Raw genomic sequence first — 10,656 nt, 5'->3', positions numbered from 1 at the left:
CTTGAGCCGTGGTGCGGTGCAAGCCGCTCGCCCGGTTCTGAGGGGGCCGGGGTTCCAGCAATGGGCCCCGGCTACCCGACCGTCGACAAGGGCCGGTTGTGCAGCTACCCGCAACTGAAGTCGTGTTCCTCCTCCGAGGTCGCGGCGATGATCGAGGGCCTGCTGCGCACCGCACCAACGCCGAGATCGAGGCGAACCACACCGACACCCACGGCGCCACCACCGTCGGGTTCGCCTTCACCGAACTGCTGGGCTGCAAGCTGCTGCCCCGGATGAAGAACATCGGCGCGATCGAGTTGTACAGGCCCGAAGCCGCTCCGGCCGCGTGGCCAAAGATGGACAAGATCCCCAAGAAACGGCCGATCGACTGGGACCCATCGCCCGCGATGATGACCAGATGATCAAGTACGGGACGGCGCTGCAACTGCGCACGGCGGAAACCGAGCAGGTGCTGCGCCGTTTCACGAAGGGCAACGGTCCCAAGCATCCGGTCTGCCTGGCGCTGGAAGAGCTCGGCCGGGTCGTGCGCACGATCTTCGCCTGCGACTATCTCGCCGATGAGCAGCTGCGCCGGAGATCAACAGCGGGTTGCCGGTCGTGGAGAATTGGAACAGCGCCAACGACAAGATCTTCTACGGCCGCGAGGGCGTTCTGACCGGGGCCCGACCGTGAGCACGCCGAGGTGTCCATGCCCACCTTGCACCTGCTGCAGTCCTCGCTGGTGTTCATTAACACCCAGCTCCTACAGGCCGTTCTGCGAGATCCGCAGTGGGACTCACCGCGGCGTGCGCGGGACCTGCGGCGGGACTGTGCAGTGGTTCTGGCACCACCTCATGTTTCCTGCGCCGCTACGCCTTCACCCGTGCAGGCGCCGGCTCCGGGGCTGCGCCCTTTCACGGCTTGCCCGCCTCCACCGGCCGAGCCCGCTTCCGCGATGTCGGTCAGCAGCAGATCTTCAGGTAGTCCTGCAGGTCGACGAGGATGCGGGCGACGCTGTCGCGGTCGCCCCCGATACAGCGCCTCGTTGCCGCCGCGGCTGATGACGTCGTGGTTTCCCTAATGTGGTCGGCCTTGCCTGCCGGGTTTATCGCTGGAGGGTCTGGCTGCGGTCGATGATGTCCAGGACGGCGTTCCTGATCTGGCGGAAGGCGGCGGTGGTGTCGTCGGCAGCGGCGGTGACGGCTTGGTCGGCGGGTGCGACCGCGGGTTCGAGGAGCAGGGCCACGGTGTCGGCGAGGACTTCGCCGGGGTCGCCGGCGCTGGGCGGGGCGGACCCGGAGTCGGACATGGTGGTGTTGAAGCCGATGAGCACGGCGTGCATGGCGTAGGACTGGTCGGCCAGTGGGCGGTCCTGGCGGAGCAGTCCATGCCGGCGCAGGATCGGCATGACCGCCTGGCACATCGCGCTGGGCTGAGTGCGCTCGAACAGATCGCGGTCGCCGGCCTGCTCGATGAGCAGCCGCAGCAGGTCGGCGTCCTTGGTGGTGAGGCGGCGTGCCAGTGGGGAGCGAAGCCCGGTGCGGATCAGTAGCGGGGCCAGGTGGCGCGGTTGTACGGCGGTGGGGTCGGCGGTGATGCGGGCGATGATCGCCTCCAGGAAGGCCAGCAGTTCGCGGGCGAACAGGCCAAGGATGAGGTCTTCTTTGGTGGGCCAGTACAGGTAGACGGTGCCCTTGCCGACCCCCGCCGCCGCGGCGATCTCGCTGACGGTGACCTTGCGCACGCCGTGATCGGTCACCAGCTCGCGGGCGCTGTCCAGAATGCGGGCGGCTTTGTGCGAGTGGTGTTCGATCAGCTGGCTCACCGTGCTGTCCTCCGTTTCGTGCTGTCGAGTTTCCGGTGCAGTATGTGCGGGACCGATCAGAGGGCGGCGACGTCGAGGTTCTTGGCCCGCATGTCCTTGTTGTTGAACATTCTCCTGCCCATGGCCTTGCCGACGCCCGGCATCCGCATCAGGCGCATCATCCCAGCTCTCAGGAGCTGCTCCTTACGATCATGCGGGGTGAAGATACGCCGTCCGGGCAAGGCGCTTTCCTGCTGCAGGTGGATGAACGGCCTCATCCGTTCCTCCCAGGCTCGCAACGCCGCGGGCAGGTCTCCGGGGTGGCGTTGGAGCATGGTGCCCAGCAGTTCGCCGCCGGCCATGCCGCTGGAGGCGCCCATGCCCGCGTACAGAGTGACGCACCAGGCGGAGTCGCCGATCAGGACGACACGGCCACGGTGCCAGAGGGGCATCTTGACCTGCTGTACCGCGTCGAATAGCGCGTCGGCTGCCTGCTCGTAACGCGTCAGCAGCCCTTCCAGCAGGGGGCCGGTGGGTTCGGGGCCATAGGCGGCGCGGATGGACTCGATCGGCGGGCGGCGGAATTCGGCGTCGATGTCGCCGGTACGGTAGGAGAACAGCAGGCTTGGGGCGTGATCGGCGAACGGGAAGGCCCACACCGAGCGGCCCGGCTCGGCCAGGACCAGGCCCTCGTGCAGGCCGAAGCCGTCGACCGGGCCGTCCAGCACGGTGGCGCCGACCATGTAGTTCAGCGGGTGCAGGTACTCCTCCTCGGGGCCGAAGACGAGCCTGCGCACCGTCGAGCGCATGCCATCGGTGCCGATCACCAGGTCGAAGCGCTCGGTCACGGTGGTGTCGGAGGCGATGTCGTGCAGCGTCACCTCGGCTGCGGCGTCGTCCTGGGTGATGTGGGTGGGTACGGTGGAGTAGCGGATCTCCACATCGTCCGGCAGCGCTGTGAACAAACCTCGCTCCACATCGCCGCGCAGCAGCGGCCGGGGGCCAGCGGCCATGGCGAAGGGGTTCATGCCGGGACGGCGGTGCCCCGCGCGGTCCACCTCGTAGCTGGTGACATGGGGACCGCTGCGGTCGCCGATGGCCTCCAGCACGCCCAGCCGCCGGGCCGAGGCGATGCCGGACCCGAACAGCGCGATGAAGTATCCGCCGGCGCGGCGGGCGGGCGCCCGTTCCACTACTACCGGCTCCCAGCCGATCTGGTGCAGCCGCAATGCGGTCGCGATGCCGGCGATCCCCAGCCCGACCACCAGCGCCCGGCCGGCTTTGCCGTGGTTGGTCATGACGACTCCCTTTGTAGGCTTCCAGATCATGTTAGCCGACGTACTGACCATATCGGTTCTTTTGGTCAGTACGTCGGAGCGCACCACGTCGAGGATCTCGACCTGGAGCACCGCCGCGCCCCCGTCCGCTCCAAGGGCGGCGCCATCGAATGGGTGTACTGGGACAGCGGCACAGCCCACCTGCTCCCCCGGCTACTCCGCCTCCCGGACGGCAGCACGCGCACGCACGGTCCGCTGTTCCTGCCCGAACGACGCCCTGTTCCCGCTCGCCGGCCCTCCGCCGTCGACATCTGTCCGCACACCGGCCGCGCCCGCCTCGGCTATGACCGCGCCCGCGTCCTGCTGGAGAAGTACGCCGGACTCGATCTGCACCAGCTGCGCCACAGCGCCGCCACCCACCTCGGCGACGCCGAAGTGCCGCTGCAGCTCATCATGGGCAAGACCCGCCACAAGAACCCCCGCACCGCCATGCGCTATGTCAAACCCGGCGCCGAAGCCGTCGCCAAGGTCACCGAGGTCCTGGCACCGCGTCGCCGTACCCGCTGATCAACTGAGTGGCGGCTTGCCGGAGCTATGGGAGTTCCGGGCCGATTCACCACCGCCGCCGGCCGCGGTTCCGCAGGCCCGTCTTCAAAGCGGAGATCGTCGTCGATGAGCACGGGCATTCCCTCGGGGATCAAGGGCCGGTGCTCAACGTCCCAGGACCGCCAGCCACGGGACGAGAAGAACGTCAGGATCACGAGCGATGACAGGAGAAACACAACACCGCTCAGCGCAAAGCCCAGACTCCATGGTTACAAGGCCGTCGAGCCATTCGCAACACAGAAACCAAGCAGAGACAACGTGCCGAAGCGCGCGGAACCACCAGGCAGGCGACCGCATCTCCGTATGTCGAGTCGGGAACGCCGAAGACGACCACGTCCTCGACCCCGGGATGCGTGCGCAGCACCTCCTCGACCTCGAACGGGGCGATCTTCTCGCCCCCGCAATTGATCATCTCTTTGACCCGGCCGTGGACGGGCAGTCGCAGTCCCGCGGCATGACGTTCAGCCGGACGTCCGCCGGGCCCAGGGCCTAGGCGAATGCGGAGGCCGCCGCACCGGAGATGACGTTCTCGTGGCTGAGCGTCACGAGTTCCGGGCGGCCAGTCGTGCCGCTCGTCAGCAGCAACAGCCTGGTAGGAGATCGATCGGCCGCGGCCGTCGGACAGGGCGATCCGCGCCGAGCAGTGCGCCTCCAGGAGAGCGGGAACGGTGAGGGGTGGACCGGCGGACGACCTCCCAACGGCCGCTCGCGACGAAAGAACCGCAGACCGAAGTCGTCACGTCTCCTCCGGCGGACGAGCTGCTCAGTGGACCGCGACCTGCTGCCAGGCCGTGGTGGTGCCGATGACGAAGCCGGCCGCCGGCGATCCCGTCGACGTGGCCGCAGCGGGTTCCGGCACCACTCGGCGGCGGTACGAGCAGATGATCATCGAGGCCGCGGTCCAGGCTGGGCGGGACGCAGTTGTGGGGCACCCGGAATTGTTCACCCCCTTCTGTGTGTGCCCGGGAGGACACCCCGAAGGCGAACGCCGAGTTGCTGCCGCCGTCTGCCCCCGAGTGCGGACCTTCGTCGAGATCAGCACAGTCGTCGGGGCGGGGCACGGTGACCGTGCCCGCCCCGACTGCGTGGACCGTGCTCGCGACCGTCGTCAAGCAGGTACGTCGAGTACCGTGCCCGCGCCGACCGTCAGGCCGCCCTCGCGGATCGCGAAGCCGAGGCCCGGCTCCAGTGCGACGGCCTTGCCCAGCTCGACCCGTACCTCGACCGTGTCGCCCGGCTGGGCGGGGTCGTCCAGGAGGAGCCGGCCGGGTACGTCGGTGGTGCGCAGGTAGAACTGCGGCCGGTAGCCGGACGCGATCGGTCGGCGCCGTCCGCCCTCCTCCGGCGTGAGGAGGTAGATCCGGGCGGTGAACGACCGGCGGGCCCGCTGGCTGCCGGGCGCGGCCAGGACCATGCCCCGCCGCACCTGGTCGCGGCGGACACCGCGCAGCAGCACGGCGGCGTTGTCACCCGCCTCACCCCGCTCCATCGTCTTCCCGAACGTCTCCACCCCGGTCACTACGGCGGTGAAGCCGGCGTCGGAACCGGACTCGAACCCGACGACGCCCACCGAGTCGCCCACCCGGACCGCGCCACGCTCGATGGCGCCCGTGACGACCGTGCCCCGGCCGGTGACCGTGAGCACGTTCTCCACCGGCATCAGGAACGGCGCGTCCACGTACCGGACCGGCACCGGGATGTGGTCGTCGACCGCCTGGAGCAGCGCGCCGATGGACGCCGTCCACTCGGGGTCGCCTTCCAGCGCCCGCAGCCCGGAGACCCGGACCATCGGGACGTCCCGGTAGCCGTGCTCGGCGAGCAGGTCGTGCAGCTCCAGTTCGACCAGGTCGGTCAGCTCCGGGTCGGCGCCGTCGGCCTTGTTGACCGCGACGACTAGTTGCTCGACGCCGACCCGCCGGGCGAGCAGCACGTGCTCCCTGGTCTGCGGCATGATGCCGTCCTGCGCGGACACGACGAGGATCGCGCCGTCGAGCTGCGCCGCCCCCGTGATCATGTTCTTCACGTAGTCGGCGTGGCCCGGCATGTCCACGTGGGCGTAGTGCCTGGTGTCGGTCTCGTACTCGACGTGCGAGATGTTGATCGTGATGCCGCGCACGGCCTCCTCGGGCGTGCGGTCGATCCGCTCGAACGGCGTGTACGTCGCCTGGCCCCGCTGCGCGAGCACCTTGGTGATCGCGGCGGTCAGCGTGGTCTTGCCGTGGTCGACGTGGCCCATCGTGCCGATGTTGAGATGCGGCTTGTTACGGATATAGGCCTGCTTGGCCATGATTCTTTCCTCTTGAGTCCTGGATGTGCTGTGACCCGCACGGGCCGACTACCTCCCCCCGCCGGGTCACTTCAGAGACATCCGGGAAAAAGACTTACGGGAAGAGGTCAGCGCTCCAGGCCGTCGCAGGCACGCTCGAACGCGCCCGCGTTGGCGGGCGTCGCGAGGTGATCGTGCCTGAACATGAGGACCATAGTGAGGCGCTCAGCACCGCCACGCAACGCAATATTCCCGGGAGGCGGCAGGGCGGTATGCCGTAAGGCGGCCTCACCTGTGGTGACCAGGTAAAACACCTCATAGAGTGGGTGGCGTGAGCAGGCTCACCAGCTCTCGCCGGCCGGGCACGCGAAGGCCGGCCACACCGCGGGTCGACTACGCGGCGCTGTTCGCCGTGACGCCGGCCCCATGCCTGGTGCTGGACCCGGATCTGATGATCGTCGATGTGAACGGCGCCTACCTGCGCGCGACCGGCCGCACCGCCGAGGACCTGATCGGGAAGCACATCTTCACCGCTTTCCCCGACAACCCCGAGGATCCCCACGCCAGCGGCGTGAAGAACCTGAGCGCCTCGCTGCACCGGGTGCTGGCCTACCGGGTGCCGGACACGATGGCGCTGCAGAAGTACGACATTCCCCTCGCCGGCTGTCCTGGAGCGTTCGAGGAGCGCTGGTGGTCTCCGATCAACACCCCCGTCCTGGCACCGGACGGGACGCTGTCGTGGATCATCCACCGGGTCGAGGACGTGACGGAGTTCGTCCGCTCCTTCGGCCCGCGGCGGCCCACCACCCGCCGCTCACCGGGGCGTGCCGAGATGGAGGCCGAACTGTACGGCAGGGCACAGGAACTCCAGCGGCTGAACGAGGAACTCCGCCTGGCCCACACCCGTGAACACCACGTCGCGCTCGCCTTGCAGGAGGCCATGCTGCGCTGCCCCGACCTCGACCTGCACCCCGAGATCGAGGTGCGCTACCTGCCCGCGGTGGAGACGCTGAACGTCTGCGGCGACTGGTACGACGTCGTCGACCTGCCGGACGGCTGCTTCGCCGTCGCGGTCGGTGACGTCGTCGGGCACGGCCTGGAAGCGGCCACCTCCATGGGGATGCTGCGCAGCGCGCTCAGCGCCTCGATCCGCGCCGTGAAGGAGCCGGCCCCGGCGCTGGAAGTGCTCGGCTTGTACGCCCGTTCGCTCGAAGGGGCGCTGGCCACCACGGCGGTCAAGGCCGTGATCGACACCAGGAGGCGCCGCATCACCTACAGCAGCGCCGGCCATCCGCCACCCGTCCTGTGCCATCTGGGCAACGCCTGTACGCTGCTGGACCAGGCCACCGATCCGCCGCTGGGCGCTCGCCCCGAACACGTCACCAGCCCCCAGGCCGAGCTGTCCTACGCACCCGGCGACACCCTCGTCCTGTACACCGACGGTCTCATCGAACGCCGCGACCGGGACATCGACGTCGGCTTGGCCCGGCTGACCGACGTACTCGCCCGATCCGGTGGGCTCGACCCAGGACCCCTGGCCGACGCCCTCCTGGCGGGCATGGACGTCAGCAGCGGCGCCCGCGACGACATCGCCCTGCTCGTCGTCCGCCTGTAAAGGGCGCATCCCGGAAGATCCGGTTTACCCGACTGGCTCACTTGATCTGACATTTCCCGCTATGGTGCCGAAGATCCCTACCCTTGTCACAGGAGCTCCATGGCGCACGTCGAACCCCTCCGGGAGGGCGACCCCACTGCCATGGGTCCCTACCAGCTGTTCGGGCGTCTGGGCGCGGGCGGTCAAGGGGTGGTCTATCTGGGCCAGGGGCCCGATGGCCGGCCGGTCGCGGTCAAAGTGCTGCGCGAGGGACTCGCCAACGAGCGCTTCGCCAAGGAGATCGACGCGGCGCGCCGGGTGGAGCCCTTCTGCATCGCCCAGGTGCTCGATGCCTCGCTGGGCGCTCGGCCGTACATCGTGACCGAGTATGTCGAGGGCCCTTCACTCCAGCAGGCGGGTCGCCACGTCGGCGCCGACCTGCAGCGGCTCGCCGTGGCGACCGCGACCGCGCTGGCGGCCATTCATCAGGCGGGCATCGTTCATCGCGATTTCAAGCCCGCCAACGTGCTGCTCGGGCAGGGCGGCCCCCGGGTGATCGACTTCGGGATCGCCCGGTCCGTCGAGTCGGGGCTGACGGCTACCAGCAGCATCGTGGGGACGCCCGCGTACATGGCGCCCGAGCAGCTCGCCGGCGAGGGGATCGGGCCGGCGGTCGACGTGTTCGCGTGGGCGTCGGTGATCGTGTTCGCCGCAACCGGGGCGCCTCCGTTCGGTGAGGATTCACTGCCCGCGGTGATCAACCGGATCCTGCACAACGAGCCGCAGCTCGGCGATCTTCCGCAACCGTTGCGCGCGATCGTGCTGGGGTGCCTGGCCAAGGATCCGGCGCGCCGGCCGGCCATGCGGGACGTGTTGCTGCAGCTCCTGGGCGGAGCCGCCCCCAGGCCCCCGGACGGTCCTGGGCGTCTGGACGGTCCCGACGGCCGCGGTCCGGCCACGGTGCCCGGGCGGCGGCACGGGACCAGGACGGCGCTCGTCGCGGGCGTCTCGGGCGTGGGGGCGCTGGCAGTCGCGGGCGCCGTCGCCTGGGGCGCCACGAGCGTCTGGGATCTCCGGGAATCGGGGCCGAGTACGCAGTCACTGGCGTTCACCGCCACCGGGACGCCCACCCCGGCGAAGACGAAAACGCGCCAGCACCCGAAGACCAAGAGCCCGGCGAACACGACGAAGCCGACCGTGAAACAGACCCCGAAGCCGACGCGGACCGTGAAACCGACACAGACCGTGAAACCAACAAAGACCGCCCCCAAACCCACGACCTCGTCGTCGAAATCGTCATCGGGCAGCGGTTCCTTCCGGATCGTGTGGGTGCGCGTCATCGGTCCCAGTCACGCCGACTCCCCGGACTGCGTGTACAACCATGGCAACATCTCCGGCCTGGTCGAGGGGACCAAACTGGCCACCGACTTCCGCTACGAATGGGTCCTGGACGGGCGGGTGGTGTCGCGCTCTGAGAGCGTCATCGCCGAATCCCACACCCAGACGGTCATCGGCCCGCTCGTGCAGACGGACGGCACCCACCGGGTCACCCTTCGCCTCACCTCCCCCCAGGCGGTGTCGAAGGCCTTCTCCTTCACCATCTGCCCGAGCGACGACTGATGACCCCGCTGCTGCCAGAAGATCCCCAGGTCGTGGGGCCGTACCGGCTGTCCGGGCGTCTGGGCGCGGGCGGTCAGGGGGTGGTCTACCTCGGCCAGGGTCCCGACGGGCGGCCGGTCGCGGTCAAGCTGCTGGCGGACGGCCTGGCCGGTGATCACCGCTTCGCCAAGGAGATCGACGCGGCGCGCCGGGTGGAGCCGTTCTGCGTCGCCCAGGTGCTCGATGCCTCGCTGGGCGGCCGGCCGTACATCGTGACCGAGTACGTCGAGGGGCCCTCGCTGCAGGAGGCGGGCCGCCACGTCGGCGCCAACCTGCAGCGGCTCGCGGTGGCGACCGCGACCGCGCTGGCGGCGATCCACCGGGCCGGGGTGGTGCATCGCGATTTCAAGCCCGCCAACGTGCTGCTCGGCAGGGACGGGCCGCGGGTCATCGACTTCGGGATCGCCCGCGCGGCCGGCCATTCGCTGACGGTGACGAGCAGCATCGTCGGCACGCCTGCCTACATGGCGCCCGAGCAGCTCGCGGGCGCCCCGCTCGGTCCCGCGGTGGACGTCTTCGCGTGGGCGTCGGTGATCGTGTTCGCCGCGACAGGAAGCCCGCCGTTCGGCAACGACTCGCTGCCCGCGGTGTTCCGCCGCATCCTCCACGACGAGCCGTATCTGGGGGACCTGCCGGGTCCGCTGCGCCCGATCGTACTGTCCTGCCTGGCCAAGGACCCCGCCGCCCGGCCCGCCATGCAGGACGTCCTGCTCCGGCTCATCGGCGCCCCGCCCACCGGTACGGCAGGCCACCTGACGGGCCATCGAGGCGGTACGGCGGGCGACCTGACGGGCCGTCGAGCCGGTACGGCGGGTCCTCCCGTGAGCAGCCCGCGCTGGAAGGCGCTGCTGGCGGGCGCCGGGGCACTGGCGGTGTCCGGCGCGCTGGTGGCCGGGGCGATCATGTTGCTGCCCGACACGACGACGCCCACGGCCGCGCCCCTCCCGTCAGCCACGGAACAGCAGGCCACCACGCCCCCCAGTCCGTCGGCCAAGAAACAGGGCACCGACAAGACACCCAGCCCGCCGGTCAAGAAGTCGCGCCCCACCCGGACCGGCGACTCGAAGCCCACCAGCTCCGTCTCGAGGCAGCCCACGCCCAAACCCACGACCTCCCCGCGGAGAACCACAACTCCGACCAAGACCGCGGCCGCGGGGACCGTACGCCTGGCGTCGCTGACCCTGGACGGGCAGCAGACCGGACCGAACTGCTACTCGCCCAGCCTCTTCCCCGTCGCCTTGCTCAAGGGCCCGTCGGGCAAGCAGATCGAGTACGGCTACCGCTGGGTCGTGGACGGCCAGGACGAGGGATGGAAGACGGACTGGGTGACCGGTACGACCAAGAACCGGCGCAACCCCTTCGGCGCCTTCGAGCCAGGTCGGCACACGATCGTCTTCCACTTGCTGACACCCTCGAAGGACAGGCAGAGCGTGTCGTTCACGGTGTGCGAGCGGTTGTCCTAGGCGAGAGT

At 69.5% G+C, this 10,656-nt stretch carries 11 protein-coding genes; 6 read left to right on the top strand and 5 right to left on the bottom strand.

Annotated features, from left to right (window positions below; all coding sequences use genetic code 11):
• Positions 1-122: 122 nt before the first annotated feature.
• Together ACGFJ2_RS49315 and ACGFJ2_RS49310 are read left to right on the top strand one after the other, a co-directional pair.
• Positions 123-401 (top strand): Tn3 family transposase, encoded by a 279-nt coding sequence (locus ACGFJ2_RS49315; RefSeq protein ID WP_393480478.1) that lies wholly within the window; start codon positions 123-125, stop codon positions 399-401.
• Positions 398-655 (top strand): Tn3 family transposase, encoded by a 258-nt coding sequence (locus ACGFJ2_RS49310; protein ID WP_393480475.1) that lies wholly within the window; start codon positions 398-400, stop codon positions 653-655. Before ACGFJ2_RS49315 ends, ACGFJ2_RS49310 begins: the two co-directional genes overlap by 4 nt.
• Positions 656-1,084: 429 nt before the next feature.
• Here the strand turns inward: ACGFJ2_RS49310 and ACGFJ2_RS49305 are convergent, their stop codons facing one another.
• Both ACGFJ2_RS49305 and ACGFJ2_RS49300 read right to left on the bottom strand, forming a co-directional pair.
• Positions 1,085-1,804: a TetR/AcrR family transcriptional regulator gene (locus ACGFJ2_RS49305; RefSeq protein ID WP_393480472.1), complete on the bottom strand. Its 720-nt coding sequence runs from the start codon at positions 1,802-1,804 to the stop codon at positions 1,085-1,087.
• Between the two features lie 56 nt (positions 1,805-1,860).
• A complete protein-coding gene (locus ACGFJ2_RS49300; protein ID WP_393480470.1) occupies positions 1,861-3,081 on the bottom strand; it encodes an FAD-dependent monooxygenase in 1,221 nt (406 codons plus the stop codon).
• Between ACGFJ2_RS49300 and ACGFJ2_RS49295 the strand changes: the two genes are divergently transcribed.
• Positions 3,001-3,627, top strand: a complete 627-nt coding sequence (locus ACGFJ2_RS49295; RefSeq protein ID WP_393480467.1) for a tyrosine-type recombinase/integrase — start codon at positions 3,001-3,003, stop codon at positions 3,625-3,627. The two genes, ACGFJ2_RS49300 and ACGFJ2_RS49295, sit on opposite strands and share 81 nt — an antisense overlap.
• Before the next feature lie 223 nt (positions 3,628-3,850).
• Here the strand turns inward: ACGFJ2_RS49295 and ACGFJ2_RS49290 are convergent, their stop codons facing one another.
• The 3 genes from ACGFJ2_RS49290 to tuf all read right to left on the bottom strand — a co-directional run bounded on the left by ACGFJ2_RS49290 (position 3,851) and on the right by tuf (position 5,953).
• Positions 3,851-4,078 carry a hypothetical protein gene (locus ACGFJ2_RS49290; protein WP_364009230.1) on the bottom strand — a complete coding sequence of 76 codons (228 nt, stop codon included), beginning with the start codon at positions 4,076-4,078 and terminating at the stop codon, positions 3,851-3,853.
• Between the two features lie 351 nt (positions 4,079-4,429).
• Positions 4,430-4,555 carry a hypothetical protein gene (locus ACGFJ2_RS49285; protein WP_393480464.1) on the bottom strand — a complete coding sequence of 42 codons (126 nt, stop codon included), beginning with the start codon at positions 4,553-4,555 and terminating at the stop codon, positions 4,430-4,432.
• A 219-nt stretch (positions 4,556-4,774) separates the two neighbouring features.
• Positions 4,775-5,953 (bottom strand): elongation factor Tu, encoded by a 1,179-nt coding sequence (gene tuf / locus ACGFJ2_RS49280; protein ID WP_393480461.1) that lies wholly within the window; start codon positions 5,951-5,953, stop codon positions 4,775-4,777.
• 310 nt (positions 5,954-6,263) lie between these two features.
• Here tuf and ACGFJ2_RS49275 point away from each other — a divergent pair, with 310 nt between their 5' ends.
• The 3 genes from ACGFJ2_RS49275 (at position 6,264) to ACGFJ2_RS49265 (ending at position 10,648) form a co-directional block, all read left to right on the top strand.
• Complete coding sequence (locus tag ACGFJ2_RS49275) at positions 6,264-7,547, top strand: PP2C family protein-serine/threonine phosphatase (RefSeq protein WP_393480458.1); 1,284 nt, start codon at positions 6,264-6,266, stop codon at positions 7,545-7,547.
• A 99-nt stretch (positions 7,548-7,646) separates the two neighbouring features.
• Positions 7,647-9,146 carry a protein kinase gene (locus ACGFJ2_RS49270; RefSeq protein WP_393480456.1) on the top strand — a complete coding sequence of 500 codons (1,500 nt, stop codon included), beginning with the start codon at positions 7,647-7,649 and terminating at the stop codon, positions 9,144-9,146.
• Complete coding sequence (locus tag ACGFJ2_RS49265) at positions 9,146-10,648, top strand: protein kinase (protein ID WP_393480453.1); 1,503 nt, start codon at positions 9,146-9,148, stop codon at positions 10,646-10,648. Before ACGFJ2_RS49270 ends, ACGFJ2_RS49265 begins: the two co-directional genes overlap by 1 nt.
• The last annotated feature ends 8 nt before the right edge of the window (positions 10,649-10,656 follow it).

Origin of the sequence: Nonomuraea sp. NPDC049028, from assembly GCF_043197735.1 — a bacterium.
Lineage (GTDB): Bacteria > Actinomycetota > Actinomycetes > Streptosporangiales > Streptosporangiaceae > Nonomuraea.
This window is presented reverse-complemented; position numbering and strand designations above follow the sequence as displayed.